The sequence below is a fragment of the Mycolicibacterium aromaticivorans JS19b1 = JCM 16368 genome, from assembly GCF_000559085.1.
GTDB lineage: Bacteria > Actinomycetota > Actinomycetes > Mycobacteriales > Mycobacteriaceae > Mycobacterium > Mycobacterium aromaticivorans.
Genome location: NZ_JALN02000001.1, coordinates 737,826 through 758,211 on the forward strand (window position 1 = coordinate 737,826; position 20,386 = coordinate 758,211).

Consider the following 20,386-nt stretch of genomic DNA (forward strand, 5'->3'; position numbering starts at 1 on the left):
CGTTTCGCGGGTGTTACATCCCGCAATTCGCGCCGCTCAGAACGATTTCCGGGGCTATCCGAGCAGCGCGTCGACGAACGCGGCCGGCTCGAACGGTGCGAGATCGTCGGGGCCTTCGCCCAATCCGACAAGCTTCACCGGCACACCGAGTTCCTGTTGAACGCGGAAGACGATGCCGCCCTTGGCGGTGCCGTCGAGTTTGGTGAGTACCAGCCCGGTGATGTCGACGACCTCGGCGAAGACCCGGGCCTGCGCCAGACCGTTCTGGCCGATCGTCGCGTCGAGCACCAGCAGCACCTCGTCGACCGCCGCACGTTTGCTCACCACCCGCTTGACCTTGCCGAGTTCGTCCATCAGGCCGGTTTTGGTGTGCAGTCGCCCGGCGGTGTCGATGACGACGACGTCGGCGCCGGCTTCGATTCCTTTGTCCACCGAATCGAATGCCACCGATGCCGGGTCGGCGCCCTCCGGGCCGCGGACGACGTCGGCACCGACCCGCGACGCCCAGCTCTGCAATTGGTCGGCGGCGGCCGCGCGGAACGTGTCGGCCGCGCCGAGGACCACCCGGCGCCCGTCGGCGACCAGGACGCGGGCCAGCTTGCCCACCGTGGTCGTCTTGCCTGTTCCGTTCACGCCGACGACCAACAGCACCGACGGCTTGTCGGCATGTGGCAGCGCCTTGATCGAGCGGTCCAGCGCCGGGTTGAGTTCGGCGATCAGCACGTCGCGCAGAACAGCGCGGGCGTCGGCCTCGGTGCGCACGGTGGTAGCGGCCAGCCGGCTGCGGAGCTGCTGGATCACCGAGCTGGTCACCACCGGTCCGAGGTCGGCGATCAGCAGGGTGTCCTCGACCTCTTCCCAGGACTCCTCGTCGAGATCGCCGCCGCCGAGCAGACCGAGCATGCTGCGCCCCAGCGCGTTCTGCGACTTGGCGAGTCGCCCGCGGAGACGCTCGAGGCGGCCTTCGGTAGGCGCAATGCCGCTGAGGTCAGGAGCGGACGGCGTGACCGCGGCCGGCACGGGAGCCTCGTCGACGGCAGGCTCTTCGACGACCGGCGCGGCAGCCGCGGGCGCTTCGGCCACCGGCGGTTCGGCCACCGGCGGTTCGGGCAGCCGCACATCCTCGATCGGCCGTTTGACGGAGTCTCGCGGCAGCGCCGCATCGTCACCGACCCCGGGCAGTCCGGTGGTGTCGATGGTCGGCGGCGCCGCGGGCGCTTTGGGGGGCGCTGTCGTTGCTGACGATTGTGTGAACGAAATGCCGCTCGACGCGCTGTAGCCGCCGGATCGGTCAATTGGTGTGGGACTCTCTGAGCTGCGGCGCAGACTGATTTGGCGCCGCCGATAGCGGACCAGACCGATGATGACTGCAGCGACGACCAGGACGGCGATGACCGCGATAGCGATCCAGAGACCCTCTGACACCGTGCCATTGTTTCAGGGCGCGGGGATCGGCCGCGCCACCCCTGGGGTGTGGGGTATCTCGTGGTGATGGAAGACCCGGGAATGGGATCCGGCGGGCAGGAGCGCAGCGACCCGGGAATGGGATCCGGCGGGCAGGAGCGCAGCGACCCGGGCATGGGATCCGGCGGGCAGGAGCGTGAACTGGGTGCCATGGCGAGCCGCAAGCTCCGCCATATCGACGCATGCCTTCACGGGCCGGTGCAATACGAGACGGTGACCACCGGCTTCGAGCGCTATCGCCTTCCCTACAACGCCCTGACCCAGACCAACCTCAGCACCGTCGACCTCAGCACCGGCTTCCTCGGCGCGCCGCTTCGCGCCCCGGTCCTGATCGGGGCCATGACAGGCGGGGCCGAGCTGTCCCGCACCATCAACCGCAATCTCGCCGAGGCCGCGCAGAAGCTCGGGATCGGCATGATGCTCGGTTCGCAACGCATCATGCTCGACGATGAGGTGGCGGCCGCCAGCTTCGACGTTCGTGACCTCGCACCCGACGTCCTGCTGGTCGGCAACATCGGCCTGGCTCAACTCTCGGAATCCGCGATCCCCAAGATCGCCGCGGCAATGGACCGGATCGGCGCTGACGCGCTGGCCGTGCACACCAATCCGCTCCAGGAGGCGATGCAGGCCAACGGCGACACCGACTTCAGCGGGTCGCTGGACCGGTTGCGCAGGCTGGCCGGGGCGCTGCCCTACCCGATCCTGGTCAAGGAGGTCGGCCACGGTATCGGCGCCGCGGCCGCCGAGCGGCTGCGGGACCTGCCGATCGCCGCGGTCGACGTCGCGGGCGCCGGTGGTACGTCGTGGGCCCGGGTCGAACAGCTGGTGCGCTACGGCGAGGTGCGCTACCCGGCCGTCGCCGAATGGGGGGTGCCGACCGCACAGGCACTCACCGAAGTTCGGGCTACCTTGCCGGGCATGCCGCTGGTGGCCTCCGGGGGAATCCGCACCGGGGTCGATGCCGCCACGGCGCTGGCGCTGGGTGCCGATGTGGTGGCCCTGGCCCGTCCGCTGCTGGCCCCGGCGATCGAGTCCCCGGCCGCCGCGTTGGACGCGCTGCACGGCTTCATCGAAGAGCTGCGTGTCTGCCTGCACGGCTGCGGTGCGGATGACCTGCCCGCGCTGAAACGCCTGGACCTCACGCGCCTCGGCTGAATCGGTCGACCGCGATCTGCAAGGACGCGACGACGTCGAAGACCTCCGTCAGTCCGATCAGCTTCAGCGGCCTGCTGGTGCCAGGCCCGTCGGCAACCACCGCGAATCCGATGTCCGGGGATGCCGCCTCGTAGGCGTCGACAAGCACCTGCATCCCGGCCGAGCCGAGGAAGGCCACATCGGTCAGGTCCACGATCAGGGCATCCGGGCGCTGCTCGAGTGTGCTGGTGACGAGTTGCTCGAGACGCGGCGCCGTCAGCAGATCGAGTGCCCCGGAAGCACTGACGACGGCGGTTCTTCCCAGCCAGTACTGGCGGGAATCGTAAACGTCCAAAGCCACCCTTCGACGATCGGTGCCCGGCCGGCGGGCGACAACTATCGGAAGGCTGCTGCTTGAACCTCGGCGAACAGATTAGCTCACGCCGCCGGCTCGCTCTAACGGCCAGGCCTGGCCCTGCGACGACGATCCCCGCTAGCGTGGAGGCAATGGCAAACCAGTTCGCGCCCGATGTCGCGCACCGCGACGTCGAGACCGCGATGAACGGCTCGCTGAATCTTCGGCGCACTGTCCTGAACCTGCTGAGTGCGGTCCAGCCGCGCCTGGCGGACTGGGCGGTACTGGCCATGCCGGATCACCGGACGGGTGGACTGACCGTCTACGGCGGGGCCAATGTCGGATTCTCCGATGTCATCGCCCGGTCGTCGCCGTCCGAGCGCGGCCTGGATCAGGTGCTGCGCACCGGCCAGCGACTTCATGGCCACGTCGGTCAGGACATGTCCCTCGCCGAGATCGGCACCCGCCTGCGGCATCGGGCCCTGGCCGAGGAACTCGCCGCATTGCGCCCAGCTGACGTGCTGACCCTGCCGCTGACCGCCCGGGGCACGACGTTGGGCGTGTTCGTTCTGGCTCGTACGGCGGGGCGGCTGTTCGACGAGGACACCATCGAGGAGGCCGAGCGGGTGGGCGCGACCGCGGCTGTGGCGCTGGATTCGGCTCGGCTCTACGAGGAGCGCGGACAACTGGCCGCGGCGTTGCAGCGCAGCCTCCGGCCGCCGAAACTTCCTCAGGCCACTGGATTTTCGGTCGCGGCGCGGTATCGGCCTGCTGTGGAGCATCTCGAGATCGGCGGTGATTTCTACGATGTCGTCGGTAGCGGCGACGACGTGGTGCTCACGTTGGGCGATGTGTGCGGAAAAGGGGTCGATTCCGCCGCGCTCACGCTGCAGGCCCGCCAAACCATCCGCACCTCCGCGCATTTCGACCGCAGCCCCGATCGGGTTCTCGACACGCTGAACACGGTGCTGTGCGAACAGGCGGTCGGACGGTTCGTGACCACGCTGTGCGCGCGGGTGCGTGGCAGGCCTGACGGTGATTGGGCAGAAGCGCACGTCGCCGCGGCCGGACACCCCGGCCCGATCGTGGTTCGGGCCACCGGCGATATCGAACAGATCGAGGTCTCCGGGATCGCCGCCGGAGTGAAGCTCGGAGTGAACTATCGCACTGCCGCAGTGCGATTGGAGCGCGGCGACACCATGCTGATGTTCACTGACGGCGTCGAGGAGGCCCGCCGCGACGAGCGTCTGTATGGCGTGCATCGGTTGCTGGAATTGCTGCCCGCCTACGCCGGCGCCGGCGGAGAGGTGATCTGCGAGGCGGTCGAACGCGACGTCCTGGAGTATTTGGACGGTGATCCGCACGACGACATGGCATTGCTGGCGGTCACGTGCGGGAGCTGACACCGCTGGCCGACTACCAGTATGCGTTGGGGAGCAGGGACCGGGCGCAGGCCACCGGCGTTGTCACTCAATTGCTGACTGACGGTGTGGATCCCGTGACGGTGCTGACCGACGTGATAGCCACGTCGCAGCGCGAGGTCGGAATGCGCTGGCAGCGTGCCGAATGGACCGTCGCCGACGAGCACGCCGCCACCGCGATCTCGGTCGCCGCGACCGGCGCCGTCGCCGAGTATGTGACCGCAATTCCCTTGCGGGGCAAGTCGGTTCTGGTCGCGTGTGCCGAGCGGGAGTTTCACGAACTGCCCGCCATGATCATCGGGTGCGCGTTGCGCGCGCACGGCTGGGAGACCACTGTGTTGGGCGCGGCGACCTCGCCGATGCGCCTGAGCCAGCATCTCGTCGACCACGGGCACGACGCGGTGGCCATCAGCTGCTCGGTGTTGGGCGCCTTGCCGACCACCCGCCGCTTCATCGAGGCGGCCACCGCGGCGGGGGTGCCGACGTTGGTCGGGGGCCCGGCATTCGGTTACGACGACGTGCGGGCGCGCGCACTTGGCGCCACCGCGTGGGCATCCAACGCACACGACGCCGTCGCGGCGATGGAAGCGCTGCCCACGGTTTCCGTAGTGCTACCGGAGATTTCACCGGCGGCGAGCGCCGAACAGGCGCAGCTGGATCTCCACCACCGCCGGATCGTCGAGTTCCTGCGCGAACGGTGGTCGCTGACCCGTGAATCGCCGCCGAACACCGTCTTCGCCAACCTGACCCGCGACACGCTGAACCAAGCGCTGCATGCACTGTCGGCGGCACTGCTAACCGGTGACCCGCGGCCGATCGCCGAGACCGCGTGGTGGATCAAGGACGTCCTTCAGGCGCGCCATGCCGACCCCGCGTCAGTGGCCGAGCTGGCCGACCTGCTCTCCGACAGCCTCGACGACTACCCACTGGCGCGCGAGCTCGTGCGCGCGCACTTTACGATCGAATCCAGATGAGCCGCAGACGATTACGGTGCCGCGCTGGCGACCAGCTCTTCGCCGCGCATCCGTTGGGAGATCACCGTGGTGATGCCGTCGCCCTGCATCGTCACGCCGTACAGCGCGTCGGCGATCTCCATGGTCGGCTTCTGGTGGGTGATGACGATCAGCTGTGACTGTGACCGTAGCTGCTCGAACAGCCCAATCAGCCTGCGCAGATTCACGTCGTCGAGGGCGGCCTCGACCTCGTCCATGACATAGAACGGCGACGGCCGGGCCCGGAAGATCGCCACCAGCATGGCCACCGCAGTCAGCGACTTCTCGCCACCGGAGAGCAGCGAGAGCCGCTTGACCTTCTTGCCAGGCGGGCGAGCCTCCACCTCCACGCCGGTGGTCAGCAGATCACTGGGATCGGTCAGCAACAGCCGGCCTTCACCGCCCGGGAACAACGTCGCGAAAACCTGCTCGAACTCGCGCTCGACGTCGGCGTACGCCTCGGCGAAAACCTGCAGAATGCGCGCATCGACGTCGGCGATCACGTCGAGCAGATCCTTGCGGGCGGCCTTGACGTCTTCGAGCTGGGTGGACAGGAAGTTGTAGCGCTCCTCCAGCGCTGCGAACTCTTCCAGCGCAAGCGGATTCACCCGGCCCAGTTCGGACAGCTCACGTTCGGCCCGCTTGGCCCGACGTTCCTGAGTCGGGCGGTCGAACCGCATCGGTGCCGGCGCCATGACCTGCTCGCCGCGCTCCTTGGCCTGTTCGTATTCGGCCATCTCCAGCTCCGACGGCGGCAGCGTCACCTCCGGTCCGTACTCGGCGATCAGATCGTCGGCGGACATACCGAACTGCTCCAACACCATCTGCTCGAGCTGTTCGATGCGCAGCGACGCCTGCGCCTTGGCCACCTCGTCGCGATGCAGCGAGTCGGTGAGCGCGGCGATACGGCTGTTCAGCGCGGTGACCTCCGCACGCGCAGCGGTCATCGCGGTGGCTCGTTCCTGCCGTTCGGCGGCGAGGGCGTCCCGGCGGCGGGACGCCGCTGCCACGACACCGCCGAGGTGCCCGGCCACCCGGCGCCCGGCTTCGGCCACCGCGGCCGCGACCGCGGCGGCGTGCTCGCGGGCCGCGCGGGCGCGCTGGGCGCGAACCCGGGCCTCCCGCTCAGCCGCAGCGGCACGCCGCAACGAATCCGCCCGCCCGCGAACGGCATTCGCACGTTCCTCGGCGGTACGCACAGCCAGCCGAACCTCCACCTCGACGGCACGGGCTTCCTCGGCGGCGGACTGCATGTACTGGCGGTCCTCGGGCGCGTCCTCGACCTCGGTCGCCCCGTCCTGGGCAGCAGCCAACCGGTTTTCGAGCTCGGTGAGCTCCTCCACCGTGCGCAGCCGCCCGGCCTCGAGCTCGTCGCGCTGAGCCTGCTGGCGGCGCCACTCCCCCTCAGCCGCACGAGCTTCCTGCCCCAGCCTGCCGAGCTGTTCGTAGATTGCCGCGATCGCGGCGTCGGATTCGTTGAGCGCCGCCAGCGCCTGCTCGGCGGCGTCCTGGCGCTCACCCTGCTCGGTGAGCGCACCGGCCAGGGCGGCCGACAGCTCGGCGACCTGAGTCTCGGCTGCCGCGAGCTCGCGTGTGGCCTTGTCGATTTCGCCGGCGATCTCCAGTGTGCTCGGCTTGCGGTCGGAGCCGCCGGTGACCCACCCCGCACCAACCAGGTCACCTTCGAGGGTGACTGCACGCAGCGCCGGCCGCGCCGCGACCAGATCCAGTGCGGCACCCAGATCCTCGACGACGGCGACGTCGGCGAGCATCGCCGTCATGGCGCCCTGGAGTCGGCCCGGCGCATCGATCAGATCCAGTGCCCACAACGCGCTCTCGGGTAGCGAACCGGTCTGACGCGGCGCAATCGGCCAGTCCCCCAACACGATCGCCGCCCGGCCACCGTCGGCGTCCTTGAGTGCTCGCACCGCCGAACTGGCGGCGTCGAAGTTCTCGGCGGCCACCGCGTCGGCCGCGGCGCCCAGCACCGCCGCCAACGCCGCTTCGTAGCCCGAACGCACCTTGACGAGATTGGCAATGGTCCCGAAAAGTCCTGCGCCACCACGGTTTTCCGTCAGCCAGGCCGAGCCGTCCTTGCGCTCGAGCCCGACCGCCAACGCGTCGATGCGAGCCCGCAGGGAGGCCACCTGCCGTTCGGCGCTGCGCTCGGCGGCCTGCAATTCGGCCACCCGTTCGTCGGCCAGCCGCAGCGCGGTGATCGTACGGTCATGCTGTTCGTCGAGGCCGACCTCGCCCTGATCCAGTTCGCCGACCCGGCCCTGCACGGTCTCGAACTCGGCCCTGGCGTGCTGAGTGCGGGCGGCGGCCTCCTCGATCGCGGCGGTCAGCCGCGCGACACCCTCGTCGATCGATTCGACCCGGGCGCGCACGGTCTCGACCTGACCGGCCAGCCGGGCGAGGCCTTCCCGGCGGTCGGCCTCCGCGCGCACCGCGGCCATGTGGGCACGTTCGGCTTCGGCGGCCGCGCGTTCGCGTTCTCCGAGCTCGGCACGGGCGAACTCGAGCCGCGATTGCGCTTCGGCCAACTCTGCCAGCAGCTCCTGTTCCCGCGCGGCGACCTCGTCGGCCTCGGCTTCCAGCTCGTCGGGGTCCGGGCCGGTGCTCGCGGTGGGCTCGGTCTCGAGGTATTGCGCTCGCTCAGAAGCGATCCGGACGGTGGCGCTGACCCGTTCGGCCAGCGCCGACAGGCGGAACCAGGCCTGCTGGGCGGCGTCGGTGCGTTCGGACAGCGTGGCCACCGCGGCCTCATGTTCGGCCAGCGCCGCGCCGGCGACGTCCAGCCGTTTCGCGGCGTCGTCGTGCTCACGGCGCAACGTGGTCTCGGTGTCGTCGGCGCCGGCGAACTCGGCCCGCCGGGTGACCAGGTCGTCGGCGGCCAGCCGCAGCCGGGCGTCGCGCAGATCCGCCTGAATGGTCTGGGCGCGCCGCGCCATCTCGGCCTGGCGGCCCAGCGGCTTGAGCTGACGGCGCAGCTCGGTGGTCAAGTCCGTGAGCCGGGCCAGGTTGGCCGCCATCGAGTCGAGTTTGCGGACCGCCTTTTCCTTGCGTTTGCGGTGCTTGAGCACGCCGGCGGCTTCTTCGATGAAGGCCCGGCGGTCTTCTGGCCGCGACTCGAGGATCTGGGAGAGCCGGCCCTGGCCGACGATGACGTGCATCTCGCGGCCGATGCCGGAGTCGCTGAGCAGCTCCTGGACGTCCATCAGCCGGCAGCTGGTGCCGTTGATCTCGTACTCACCGGCGCCGTCGCGGAACATCCGCCGGGTGATCGACACCTCGGAGTACTCGATCGGCAGCGCGTTGTCGGAGTTGTCGATGGTCAGCGTCACCTCGGCGCGACCCAGCGGGGCCCGCGAGGAGGTGCCGGCGAAAATGACGTCTTCCATCTTGCCGCCGCGCAGGGTTTTCGCGCCCTGCTCGCCCATCACCCAGGCCAGCGCGTCGACGACATTGGACTTACCCGAGCCGTTCGGGCCCACCACGCAGGTGATGCCGGGCTCCAGGCGCAGAGTCGTCGCCGCGGCGAAGGACTTGAAGCCCTTCAGGGTCAGACTCTTGAGGTACACGGCGTGCCAGACTACCGCTCGCTAAAGCCTCTGATGGCTTCGCCGCGCGGTGACCAATCGACAACAACCGTGTCGACGTGCCCCGGCGTTTTCCCACTATTGAGCAGCTGTAACAGCTGTTCACATGCGTCACGCGGGCCCTGCGCGACGACGAGCACCCGGCCGTCGGCCTGATTGGCGGCATACCCGGTCAGACCGAGCTCCAGCGCACGAGACCGGGTCCACCAGCGGAAACCCACGCCCTGGACGTGGCCGTGTACCCAGGCGGTCAGGCGGACGTCAGGATCGGCCAACGTCGTCCACCTCGAACCGGACCTCGGCGCCGGATTTCAGGGTGCGGCCCACCGTGCACACCTGGTCGATCGCCCGGTTGACCACCACCACGAGCCGCTCGATCTCCTCGGCGGACAGCCCGGACAGGTCGATCTCGAGCTTCTCCTCCAGCAGCGGGTAGCGCTCCTGCTCCCGGTCCGCCGGTCCGGACACCCGGATCGTCGCCGGATAGTCGTCGCCGAGGCGACGGCGCAGCGGCTGATCGCTGCTCAGGCCGCTGCATCCGGCCAGCGCGATCTTGAGCAGCTCGCCGGGGGTGAAGACACCCTCGTCGGTCTCCGAACCGATCAGCACCTCCGCGCCGCGGCTGCTGCGCCCGGTGTAGCGGCGGATGCCGGTGCGTTCCACCCACAGATCAGTCATGTGTTCATCTCTCCTTCTGCGCCCAAACCGCCATTCGGGCGGGAAAGTGCGAGTAGATCACGCCGAAACGTCGATCTCGGCGCGCTGTTGTCAACGCCTGGGGCGGGGCTGACATTTCGGGCAGTAGAACGACGAGCGATTCATGAACTTCTCCCGTCGGATCGCAGTCCCGCAGCGCGGGCACGGCAGGTCTTCGCGGCCGTAGACGTTCAACGATCGGTCGAAGTACCCGGACTGCCCATTGACGTTGACGTACAGCGAGTCGAACGAGGTGCCGCCCTGGCCGAGCGCTTCACGCATCACTTCTCCTGCCGCATCGAGCAGCTCGCCGAGCTGTCGTCGGGTCAGGTTCTCGGCCAGCCGCGCGCCGTTGATCTTGGCCCGCCATAGCGACTCGTCGGCGTAGATGTTGCCGATACCCGACACCACGGTCTGATCGAGCAGCTGCCGCTTGATCTCGGAGTGCTTGCGGCGCAACACCGTAACGACGGCATCCCGGTCGAACCGGGGGTCCAGTGGATCGCGGGCGATGTGCGCCACCGGCTCGGGCACCCGAGCGCCGTCGACGTCGACCAGGTCGGCCAGCTGCCACCCGCCGAAGGTGCGCTGATCGACGAAACTCAGCGCGGTGCCGTCGTCGAGCAGTGCCGCGATGCGCAGATGATTGGTGTTGGGTACCGGGCCCAGCAGCATCTGGCCGCTCATACCCAGGTGCACCACCAGTGCGGTTTCGTCATTCAGGGTGAGCCACAAGTACTTTCCGCGCCGATCGGTGCCGGTGATCTGCGCGTCGAGCAACCGGGCGGTCAGATCGGCCGCACCGGCCTCGTGCCTGCGCACGGCCCGGGGATGGTGCACCCGCACCGCGGAGATGGACCGGCCGGCCACGTGGGCTTGCAGTCCGCGGCGCACCACCTCGACCTCAGGCAGCTCAGGCATTGCAGTAGCGCCGAATGCGACTGTGGCTCAAGCGTTGTCCAGCGCGTTCCAGGCTGCCGCGGCGGCCTTCTGTTCGGCTTCCTTCTTCGACCGGCCGACGCCGTTGCCGTACTCGGTGTCCATCACCAGAACGACGGCGGTGAACTCCTTGTCGTGGTCGGGCCCGGTGGAGGTGACCACATAGGACGGCGGTCCCAGGCTGCGCGACGCGGTGAGCTCCTGCAGGCTGGTCTTCCAGTCCAGGCCGGCACCCAGCGTCGGCGCGGTGTCCAGCAGATTGCCGAACAGCCGCAGGATCACCTCGCGCGCAACGTCGATACCGTGATGCAGATACACCGCGCCCAGCAGTGATTCCATACCGTCGGCCAGGATGCTGGATTTGTCGGCTCCGCCGGTGTTGACTTCGCCGCGGCCCAGGAGCAGGTGTGCGCCCAGGCCCTCGTCGGTCAGGCCTCGCCCCACGTCGGCCAGCGCCTGGGTGTTGACGATGCTGGCGCGCAGCTTGGCCAGGTCGCCTTCGGTGCGTTCCGGGTGGCGATGGAACAGCTCGTCGGTGATCGTCAGGCCCAGCACCGCGTCGCCGAGGAACTCCAGGCGTTCATTGGTGGGCAGACCGCCGTGCTCGTAGGCGTAGCTGCGGTGGGTCAGCGCCAGCGTCAGCAGGTCTTCGGGCATGTCGACGCCCAGTGCGGCAAGCAGACTTTCGCGTGGCGGGCTCACGACGGGCCGGCCCCCGGTTCGGGGGTGTCGGCGTCTGCTGCGGGGAACATGCCCGCCAGCTTGGCGAACCGCGGGTCGATCACGTCGTGGTGATGGCCGGGTTCGGAGGCCAGCGCGACACCGCACTGCGGGCACAGCCCCGCACAGTCCTCGGTGCACAGCGGGGCGAACGGCAGGGCCAGCCCGACGGCGTCGACGATCGGCTGCTCCAGGTCGATGGTCTGGTCGACGACGTGGCCGACCTCGTCTTCCTCGGTGGTGGATTCCGTCGTGCTGTCGGGATAGGCGAACAGTTCGGTGAGCGAGATCTCGACGTCGCCGGTGACTTCGGTCAGGCAGCGGGAGCATTCACCCCGGGTCGGTGCGTAGACCGTGCCGGTGACCAGGACCCCCTCGGACACCGATTCCAGTCGCAGATCCAGAGTCAGGTCGGCGCCGGCTTCGATGGCCACCAGGTCCAGCCCGATTCGCGATGGGCTGGGCACCGTTTCGTGCAGCTCGAGCATCGAGCCGGGGCGCCGGCCCAAGCGGGAGATGTCGAGAACGAGCGGCGACCGGGGTTTGCGCTTCGTGTGAGCACTACGTGAAGTCGCCATGTTCCGATCTTAAAACCCGGCGCCGCGCGATCGCGTCAGTAGGCGCGGGCCGGGACGCTCAGCGCTGCGCGTAGTCGTGGGTGCCCGCGGCGGTGCGCAGTTGATGACGGCCGCGGCTCACCGAACGCAGCGTGCCGTTGAGGTAGTCCTCGAACTGGGCGAGCTTGTTGTCGACGTAGATGTCGCACTCGCCACGCAGCCGGTCGGCTTCGGCGTGGGCGGTGTCGATCAGCCGGGTCGACTCGGCGTTGGCCGACTGGACGACCTCGGTCTGCGAGACCAGCCGCTGCTGCTCCTTGATGCCTTCCTGCACGGCCTTCTCGTAGGAGATGTTGCCGCTCTCCACCAGCCGGTCGGCCTCGGCCTTGGCCCTGCTGGTGGCCGCTTCGTACTCACGCTTGGCGGTCGCGGCCAGACGGCTCGCCTCGTCGCGGGCCTCGGCGACCATGCGTTCGCTGTGCTGACGCGCCTCGGCGACCATCCGGTCGGCCTGCGACTTGGCGTCGGCGAGCAGCCGGTCGGCCTCGGCGCGGGCATGGCTCAGCAGGGAGTCGGCCTCGGCGGTCGAGTTCGCCACCATCGAGTCGGAGTGCTCTTTGGCCTCCCGCAGCAATGAATCGCGGGCGTCCAGCACATCCTGGGCGTCGTCGAGTTCACCCGGGATGGCGTCCTTGATGTCATCGAGGAGCTCCAGCACGTCACCGCGCGGCACCACGCAACCAGCCGTCATCGGAACGCCGCGGGCCTCTTCGACAATCGCGCTCAATTCATCGAGCGCTTCAAAAACTCGGTACACGGCGCCACCCTCCTGGGCGTAGTTGGTAGTGACCAGTGTGCCTGGTGTTACGCCTGTGACTGCGGTGGCGGCTCGGTGTGTCGGGCAGACTTTTCTGGCAACCGCACCGGTCAGGGGCGTCTCGCCGACGATTATGTCGGCGAGGCACTCCTCTCCACTGGAGAATCAGCGCGTGTGGATTCGGATTCGCCGAGCCCGGCGTGCCCCGGATCGGGCCGCACAGTCGTGACAGATCAGCGGGCGCGCTGGGCCAGCTTGGCCTGCAGTCGGCGGTTCACCGACTCCGGCAGCAGTGCCGAGACGTCACCGCCGAACATCGCAACCTCTTTGGCCAGCGACGAGGAGACGAACGAATACTGCGGTGTGGTGGCCACGAAGAAGGTGTCCACCCCGGCGATGTGCTTGTTCATCTGGGCCATCTGCAGCTCGTACTCGAAATCGGTTCCGGTGCGCAGACCTTTGACGATCGCGGTCATGCCGCGCTGTTTGACGAAGTCGACGACCAGTCCCTGCCCGGACTCGGCGTGCAGGTTCGGCAGATGGGCGCACGCCTCGGAGATCATCGCGATCCGCTCGTCGATGTCGAACATCCCGGACTTGTTGGGATTGATCAGCACCGCGACGATCACCTCGTCGAATTGCGCTGCGGCCCGCTCGAAGATGTCGACGTGACCCCGCGTCACCGGATCGAACGATCCCGGGCATACCGCGCCGCTCATATGCGGCGCTCCTGCTCATCGCTACGCTCTGCATCGTCGCCGCCGGTCATGGGCAGTGACGCTAGCAGGCCGCGATCTCGATGCGGGTATCTCCGTATCGCCGGTTGTCCCAGGCCGTCCAGCCCGGCGGCCAGGACAGTTCCGCCGACGACGTGGCGCGTTCGACCACCACGACGGTGCCCGGCGCGACCCAGCCGTTGCGCTCCAAACTTGCGAGCACGGCCTCGATGTCGGCGCTGGACACCTCGTACGGCGGATCCGCCAGCACCAGGTCCACCGGTACGTCGGTGCCCGCGGCGAGCACCGCGGCGACCGCCCCGCGCCGTACCGTCGCCCCGGGCAGACCCAACGTCGAGACGTTTCGTTTGATGACAGCCGCGGCGCGCGAATCACTTTCGACGAATAGCGCCGAGGCCGCGCCGCGGGACAGCGCTTCCAGGCCGAGCGCCCCCGAACCGGCGTAGAGGTCCAGCACCCGCAGACCGTCGAAATCCCGGCGCGCGGCAAGGACATTGAACAGCGCCTCGCGGACCCGGTCCGTGGTAGGCCGGGTGCCCCGGGGCGGCACATCGAGGCGCCGTCCGCCGGCGCTGCCGCCGACGATGCGGGTCAGGCTGCTCCCCCGGTCAGTCCTTCCGAACCGATCACCACCAGCAGGTCGCCACCTTCGACCTGGGCGGTGCTGCCGACGGCAACGCGAGTCACCCTGCCACCCTTGGGTGCGGTGATGGCGGCCTCCATCTTCATCGCCTCGATGGTGGCGATGGTTTGGCCCGCTTGCACCTTCTCGTCGACCGCCACCCCGATGGTGACGACCCCGGCGAACGGGGCGGCCACGTGATCGGGGTTGTTGCGGTCGGCCTTTTCGGCGGCCGGCACGGTTTCGGCGATGTTGGTGTCGCGCACCAACACCGGACGCAGCTGGCCGTTGATGATGCACATGACGGTGCGCATGCCGCGTTCGTCGGGTTCGGAGATGGCTTCGAGTCCCACGATCAGCTCGACGCCGCGCTCGAGCTCGATTCGGTGCTCGTCGCCGTGGCGCAGTCCGGAGAAGAACTGGTTGGCGCTCAGGCCGGAGGTGTCGCCGTACTCTTCGCGGTGCGCCTCGAATTCTTTGGTGGGGCCCGGGAACAGCAGCCGGTTCAGTGCAGCCTGGCGAGCCGGACCGGGTTCGCCGAGCACCTTTTCGTCCTCGACCGACAGCGACTGTTCTGGCTTGGCGGCGCCACGGCCTTCCAATGCCTTGGTGCGCAACGGTTCCGGCCAGCCGCCCGGCGGGTCACCAAGCTCGCCGCGCAGGAATCCGATCACTGAGTCCGGGATGTCGTGGCGCCCCGGGTCTTCGGCGAACTCCTCGGCGGTGATGCCCGCACCGACCAGGGCCAGCGCCAGATCGCCGACCACCTTGCTAGACGGGGTGACCTTCACCAGTCGGCCCAGGATGCGGTCGGCTCCCGCGTAGGCGTTCTCGACGTCCTCGAACCGCTCGCCCAGCCCCAGCGCGATGGCTTGGGTGCGCAGGTTGGACAGCTGGCCGCCCGGGATTTCGTGGTGATACACCCGGCCGGTCGGCGCGGGAAGGCCGGCCTCGAACGGGGCGTACACCCGGCGCAGCAGCTCCCAGTACGGCTCCAGGTCGCACACCGCGTCGAGGTTGATGCCGGTGTCGTACGGCGTGTGTGCCGCGGCGGCGACGATCGCCGACAGCGGGGGCTGGCTGGTGGTGCCCGACAGTGGAGCCGCCGCGCCGTCCACCGCACTGGCGCCGGCATGCCAGGCCGCGGTGTAGGTGGCGAGCTGACCGCCCGGCGTGTCGTGGGTGTGCACGTGCACCGGCAGGTCGAAGCGGCTGCGCAGCGCGGAGACCAGCGTGTGCGCCGCCGGTGGCCGCAGCAGCCCGGCCATGTCCTTGATCGCCAGCACGTGGGCGCCGGCGTCGACGATCTGCTCGGCCAGTCGCAGCCAATAGTCCAGCGTGTACAGCGTCTCGGCCGGGTTGGACAGGTCACCGGTGTAGGACATCGCGACTTCGGCGACCGCGGACCCTGTCGCGCGCACGGCATCGATGGCAGGCCGCATCGACTCGACGTTGTTGAGGGCGTCGAAGATTCGGAAGATGTCGACACCAGTGCGAGCGGCCTCGTCGACGAACGCGTGCGTCACCGTCTCCGGGTAGGGGGTGTAGCCGACCGTGTTGCGGCCGCGCAGCAGCATCTGCAGACAGATGTTGGGGATCGCCTCACGCAGCGAGGACAACCGCTCCCATGGGTCCTCTTTCAAGAACCGAAGCGCGACATCATAAGTCGCTCCACCCCAGCATTCGATGGACAACAGCTCGGGCGTCATCCGGGCGATGTACGGGGCGACTTTGAGCAGTCCCGAGGACCGCACGCGGGTCGCCAGCAGTGACTGGTGGGCGTCGCGGAACGTCGTATCGGTCACGCCGATCGCGGGAGAATCCTTGAGCCACTTGGCGAATCCCTCAGGACCCAGTTCGTCGAGGCGCTGTTTGCTGCCCGGCGGCGGGCTCGCCGCGATATCGATGTCGGGCAGTTTGTCCTGCGGGTAATACCGGGGCCGGTCGCGGTACGGCGAATTGACCGTCACCTCGGCCAGGAACTTCAGCATCTTGGTTCCGCGGTCCGCGGATGTCCGCGACGTCAGCAGTTCCGGACGCTCGTCGATGAACGACGTGGTGATCCGCCCGGCCTGGAAGTCCGGATCGTCCAGAACCGCTTGCAGGAACGGGATATTCGTCGACACGCCACGGATCCGGAATTCCGCCACCGCCCGCCTGGCCCGTGCCACCGCGGTGGGGAAATCACGACCGCGACAGGTGAGCTTGACCAGCATCGAATCGAAATGCGCGGCGACTTCCGCACCCAGATGGGTCCCGCCGTCGAGCCGGATCCCCGCGCCGCCCGGCGAGCGGTAGGTGGTGATCCGCCCGGTGTCGGGACGGAATCCGTTGGCGGGGTCCTCGGTGGTGATGCGGCATTGCAGGGCCGCGCCGTGCGGCGCGATGCGCTCCTGGCTCAGCCCCAGATCGGCCAGCGTCTCCCCCGCCGCGATCCGCAGCTGGGCCGACACCAGGTCGACGTCGGTGATCTCCTCGGTCACCGTGTGCTCCACCTGGATCCGGGGATTCATCTCGATGAACACATGCCGGCCGCGTTCGTCGAGCAGGAACTCGACGGTGCCCGCGCAGGCGTAGCCGATGTGGCGGGCGAAGGCGACGGCGTCAGCGCAGATCTGGTCGCGCAGAGCGGGATCCAGGTTGGGCGCCGGAGCCAGCTCGATGACTTTCTGATGGCGGCGCTGCACACTGCAGTCGCGCTCGTAGAGGTGAATGACGTTGCCGTAGGTGTCGGCGAGGATCTGTACCTCGATGTGGCGTGGATTCACCACAGCCTGTTCGAGGAACACCGTGGGATCACCGAAGGCCGACTCGGCCTCCCGGCTGGCCGCCTCGATGGACTCCGGCAACGCCGACGGCTCGGTCACCCGGCGCATACCGCGCCCGCCGCCGCCGGCGACGGCTTTGACGAACAGCGGGAATTCCATCTGTTGGGCCGCGGCGACCAATTCGTCCACCGAGGCCGACGGCGCCGACGACGTCAGCACCGGCAGGCCAGCCTCGCGGGCTGCGGCGATCGCCCGCGCCTTGTTGCCGGTGAGTTCGAGGATCGATGCGTCGGGGCCGACGAAGGTGATGCCCGCCGCAGCGCAGGCGGCGGCCAATTCCGGATTCTCCGACAGGAAGCCGTAACCGGGATAGATCGCGTCCGCACCGGCGGCCCGGGCGGTCGCCACGATCTCGTCGACCGACAGGTACGCCCGTACCGGATGGCCGACGTCGCCGATCTGATATGCCTCGTCGGCCTTCAGGCGGTGCAACGAATTGCGGTCCTCGTACGGGAAAATGGCTACCGTGCCGATGCCCATTTCGTAGGCAGCGCGGAAAGCTCGGATCGCAATCTCACCGCGGTTGGCCACGAGGACTTTGGAAATCACCCGCATACCCTACCCGCGTGACCGAGCCTGCGGCGGGCGACTAGATGAGCGTGGACCAGTAGTTCCAGAACCGCACCAGGATCAGCAGGAGCAGCCCGGTGAACCACAGTGTCACGATCGACCAGCGCCAGGTGTAGAGGACTCGGGCGACTGCGTTGCCCGCCAGTGGACGAAGCGCGATTGAGGACACGACGACCAACAGCGGGACGGTGACCGACCACACCACCATGCAGTACGGGCACAGTGCGCCGATGCGGTAGAGGGTCTGGAAGATCAGCCAGTGGATGAACACCGTGGCCAGCGCCGTGCCCGCGGTGAGTCCCAGCCAATACCACCGCGGCAGCCGAATTTTGGCCACGGCGAGTACCCCGGTGACCACAACGACGGCGAAGGCGGCGATTCCGATCAGCGGGTTCGGGAAGCCGAACGCCGACGCCTGCGGCGTGATCATCACCGATCCGCAGGACAGCACCGGATTGATGCTGCAACTCGGCACGTAGGCCGGGTTGACCAGGATCTCGATCTTCTCGATCGTCAGGGTGGCCGACGCGATCAAGCCGACTACGCCGGCGATCAGCACCCACCAGGCGCTGGCCGGCCGCACAGCGACCCCGCCCGACGGGTCTTTCGACTCGACGGGTTCGGTCGGTTCGACCGGAGCCGGGGTCGCCACGCTCATGACGTCGGTGCCGGCGTGGGCTGGGTCGGGCTCGGCGCCGCGGGCGCGTTGTCCAGGCCTGGCACATTACCGACGACGGCCTTGACCTTGGCGATCAGATCCTCGGGCGACGCGGGGCTGATGTCCTGGCCGTTGAGCCGGATCGTCGGGGTCGCGGTGATCTTCGATGCCGCGGCCAGACCCTCGACCATGTCGCTGTACTTGCCGGTATTGATGCACTGCGGAACACCCCCGGCCGCACCGGCCTGCCGGGCCGTCTCGATCAGGGCGTTGTTGTCCGGCGCGACGCCGGAGCCCTCCTCGGGCTGCTGGGCGAACAACGCGCCGTGGAATCGGAGGAAGGCGTCCTTGTTCTCGTCGGCGACGCAGTAGGCCGCATTGGCGGCGCGCGTCGAATAGTTCTTGTTCGCCGACGAGTTCAGGATCGCGACCATGTTGTAGTCGGCGGCCACAGCGCCGGTGCTGACCAGTTTGGAGATGGTCGGGCCGAAAGCCTTCTCGAAATCACGGCAGTGCGGGCACTGGAAGTCCTCATAGAGCGACAGAACCGCCTTGGGCTCGTCGGTGCCGTCCTTCTTGATCAGCTGGGCCGACGTGATCCGCACCGCGTGCGCGTCACCGGCGGCGGCGGTCTTCTTGTCGTGACTCATCACGATGTAGAGCACCAGGGCCACGGCGAAGATGACGACGATGCCGGTCAACCCCAGCTGGATGGCCAGGTTGCGCTTACGGTCCTGGGCTTTCAGGTCGTAGCGGGGGGTGGATTTCTTGTTGGTGGCCACGGCTGCGCTGATCCTCGCTGTCAAGACTAGGTATTGGCGCCTCTAGAGTACCGGCGCTCCTGCCCGCCGAATCCCTTCCCCGGGTCGCTTCACTCTCCCGCCACCTTCGGCCGGGCGGTACCCCCGGCCCGCGCCGAGACTCAGGCGCGGGTGAGGTGGGCGCGCAGCGCCGAGATCATCTCGGCATTGCACCGGCTCACCTGGCCGCCCAGCGCATTCAGGTTGAGGAATGCGTGGGTCATCGGACCCATCTGCCGCAGATCGGTCAGGACGCCCGCTGCCTGCAGCTTTGCCGCGTACTGCTCGCCTTCGTCGCGCAGCGGATCGAACCCCGCGGTGACGACCAGCGCCGGTGCGAGCCCGCTGAAATCGTCGGCCAGCAGCGGCGACACTCGCGGATCGGTGATGTCGACTTCGGATCCCTCGACGTAGGCGTCGGCGAACCAGTCCATGTTGGCCTTGGACAGCAGGAATCCGTCGGCGAACAGCGTGCGTGACCGGGTTCCGCCGCGCAGGTCGGTCGCCGGATATATCAGCCACTGCAGGCACGGCTGGCGGCCGCCGCCGTCGCGGGCCAGCTGGGCCACCACCGCGGCCAGGCAGCCGCCGGCACTGTCGCCGCCCACCGCGATGCGGTCGGGGTCGGCACCCAACTCCGCGGCGTTCAACACGGCCCACAGGTAGGCGGCGTAGGCGTCGTCGACGGCGGCGGGCGCCTTGTGCTCCGGCGCCAGCCGGTAATCGATGGACAGAACGTGCAGACCGGCGTCGCGGCAGATCAACCGGCAGGCCGAATCGTGTGTCTCGAGGTCGCCGAAGACGAAACCGCCGCCGTGATAGAAGACCAGCAGCGGTGCGCCGTCGCCGTCGGCGGGCCGATAGTGCCGGGCCGGGATGGCGCCGGCCGGACCGGGAATCGCCAGCGGGGAGATCTGAGCGACGTGGATGTCGGCCTCGTCGAGGCTGTCGGTGGCTTCCCGGTTCTGACGGCGGGTGGCGATCGGATCGCCGGTGACCGCGAGGCTGCTCATGCCGACCGCGCGCTGGGCGGCCAGCATCATCTGGATCGACGGATCGAGGGTGTTTCCGTCGATCGTGATGGCGCGGCCACCCGACAACAGTCTCTTCACGACGCCCGGCAGGTGCGGGATGGCTTTCACGCCGGCGCGGTTGGCGACCGGCAAGGCCCTCTTCAGGAACCGGCTTCGCGCGGTCCCGGACACGGTGTCTGTCATTGATAGTCCTCGGTTCTGGTGCGCAGTACCGGTATCGCCGCAGCGTACGGGACCTCGACTGTCGGCGGCCTGTCGGCCCCGCCCGCCATCAGCGGTTGACGAATCCGACAATTCGACCTGTTCTCGGCGGCGGCGCGCCGGGCCTGCTCAAACGACATATCGCCCTGGGTACTATCGTCACCCGAAGTCGGTTGACCCCGGAGCCGATTGCGACGGGTCCTGTCCCCGGCTCATTCGACTCCACAGACAGGTGACAC

19 protein-coding genes are annotated in these 20,386 nt (G+C 68.5%); 3 read left to right on the forward strand and 16 right to left on the reverse strand.

Annotated features, from left to right (window positions below; genetic code table 11):
- Positions 1-54: 54 nt before the first annotated feature.
- A complete protein-coding gene (ftsY, locus tag Y900_RS03545) occupies positions 55-1,425 on the reverse strand; it encodes a signal recognition particle-docking protein FtsY (protein WP_036339087.1) in 1,371 nt (456 codons plus the stop codon).
- A gap of 153 nt (positions 1,426-1,578) precedes the next feature.
- Here ftsY and fni point away from each other — a divergent pair, with 153 nt between their 5' ends.
- Complete coding sequence (fni, locus tag Y900_RS03550; RefSeq protein ID WP_036345726.1) at positions 1,579-2,619, forward strand: type 2 isopentenyl-diphosphate Delta-isomerase; 1,041 nt, start codon at positions 1,579-1,581, stop codon at positions 2,617-2,619.
- On the opposite strand, the gene Y900_RS03555 is transcribed toward fni, so the two are convergent.
- Positions 2,603-2,959, reverse strand: a complete 357-nt coding sequence (locus Y900_RS03555) for an STAS domain-containing protein (RefSeq protein WP_337588766.1) — start codon at positions 2,957-2,959, stop codon at positions 2,603-2,605. The two genes, fni and Y900_RS03555, sit on opposite strands and share 17 nt — an antisense overlap.
- A 146-nt stretch (positions 2,960-3,105) precedes the next feature.
- Between Y900_RS03555 and Y900_RS03560 the strand changes: the two genes are divergently transcribed.
- Positions 3,106-4,356 carry a PP2C family protein-serine/threonine phosphatase gene (locus Y900_RS03560; RefSeq protein ID WP_051659863.1) on the forward strand — a complete coding sequence of 417 codons (1,251 nt, stop codon included), beginning with the start codon at positions 3,106-3,108 and terminating at the stop codon, positions 4,354-4,356.
- Positions 4,344-5,348, forward strand: coding sequence for a cobalamin B12-binding domain-containing protein (locus tag Y900_RS03565; RefSeq protein ID WP_036339089.1), 1,005 nt, complete (start codon positions 4,344-4,346; stop codon positions 5,346-5,348). The genes Y900_RS03560 and Y900_RS03565 overlap by 13 nt, the downstream gene beginning before the upstream one ends.
- 11 nt (positions 5,349-5,359) lie before the next feature.
- Here the strand turns inward: Y900_RS03565 and smc are convergent, their stop codons facing one another.
- The 14 genes from smc to Y900_RS32300 form a co-directional block, all read right to left on the reverse strand.
- Positions 5,360-8,950: a chromosome segregation protein SMC gene (gene smc, locus Y900_RS03570; RefSeq protein WP_036339090.1), complete on the reverse strand. Its 3,591-nt coding sequence runs from the start codon at positions 8,948-8,950 to the stop codon at positions 5,360-5,362.
- An 11-nt stretch (positions 8,951-8,961) separates the two neighbouring features.
- The gene (locus tag Y900_RS03575) at positions 8,962-9,243 is read right to left on the reverse strand and encodes an acylphosphatase (RefSeq protein WP_036339092.1); all 282 of its coding nucleotides are present in this window, start codon (positions 9,241-9,243) and stop codon (positions 8,962-8,964) included.
- On the reverse strand, positions 9,230-9,646 hold the full coding sequence (locus Y900_RS03580) for an OsmC family protein (protein WP_036339094.1): 417 nt from the start codon (positions 9,644-9,646) through the stop codon (positions 9,230-9,232). Before Y900_RS03580 ends, Y900_RS03575 begins: the two co-directional genes overlap by 14 nt.
- Positions 9,647-9,736: 90 nt before the next feature.
- Complete coding sequence (mutM, locus tag Y900_RS03585; RefSeq protein ID WP_036339097.1) at positions 9,737-10,585, reverse strand: DNA-formamidopyrimidine glycosylase; 849 nt, start codon at positions 10,583-10,585, stop codon at positions 9,737-9,739.
- Positions 10,586-10,612: 27 nt separating this feature from the next.
- Positions 10,613-11,260, reverse strand: a complete 648-nt coding sequence (gene rnc / locus Y900_RS03590; RefSeq protein ID WP_420329796.1) for a ribonuclease III — start codon at positions 11,258-11,260, stop codon at positions 10,613-10,615.
- Positions 11,261-11,301: 41 nt separating this feature from the next.
- Positions 11,302-11,901, reverse strand: coding sequence for a YceD family protein (locus Y900_RS03595; RefSeq protein WP_051659864.1), 600 nt, complete (start codon positions 11,899-11,901; stop codon positions 11,302-11,304).
- Positions 11,902-11,959: 58 nt separating this feature from the next.
- On the reverse strand, positions 11,960-12,697 hold the full coding sequence (sepIVA, locus tag Y900_RS03600) for a cell division protein SepIVA (protein ID WP_036339102.1): 738 nt from the start codon (positions 12,695-12,697) through the stop codon (positions 11,960-11,962).
- A gap of 233 nt (positions 12,698-12,930) precedes the next feature.
- A complete protein-coding gene (coaD, locus tag Y900_RS03605) occupies positions 12,931-13,416 on the reverse strand; it encodes a pantetheine-phosphate adenylyltransferase (RefSeq protein ID WP_036339103.1) in 486 nt (161 codons plus the stop codon).
- Positions 13,417-13,477: 61 nt separating this feature from the next.
- A complete protein-coding gene (gene rsmD / locus Y900_RS03610; protein ID WP_036345732.1) occupies positions 13,478-14,029 on the reverse strand; it encodes a 16S rRNA (guanine(966)-N(2))-methyltransferase RsmD in 552 nt (183 codons plus the stop codon).
- Entirely contained in the window at positions 14,026-17,433 is a 3,408-nt protein-coding gene (locus Y900_RS03615) for a pyruvate carboxylase (protein ID WP_036345734.1), read from the reverse strand. Before Y900_RS03615 ends, rsmD begins: the two co-directional genes overlap by 4 nt.
- A gap of 40 nt (positions 17,434-17,473) precedes the next feature.
- Positions 17,474-18,112: a vitamin K epoxide reductase family protein gene (locus tag Y900_RS03620; RefSeq protein WP_036339105.1), complete on the reverse strand. Its 639-nt coding sequence runs from the start codon at positions 18,110-18,112 to the stop codon at positions 17,474-17,476.
- Positions 18,109-18,894, reverse strand: a complete 786-nt coding sequence (locus Y900_RS03625) for a DsbA family protein (protein WP_036339107.1) — start codon at positions 18,892-18,894, stop codon at positions 18,109-18,111. Before Y900_RS03625 ends, Y900_RS03620 begins: the two co-directional genes overlap by 4 nt.
- 140 nt (positions 18,895-19,034) lie before the next feature.
- Complete coding sequence (locus Y900_RS03630; protein WP_036339110.1) at positions 19,035-20,129, reverse strand: alpha/beta hydrolase; 1,095 nt, start codon at positions 20,127-20,129, stop codon at positions 19,035-19,037.
- Entirely contained in the window at positions 20,126-20,287 is a 162-nt protein-coding gene (locus Y900_RS32300; RefSeq protein ID WP_157838226.1) for a hypothetical protein, read from the reverse strand. Before Y900_RS32300 ends, Y900_RS03630 begins: the two co-directional genes overlap by 4 nt.
- Between the last annotated feature and the right edge of the window lie 99 nt (positions 20,288-20,386).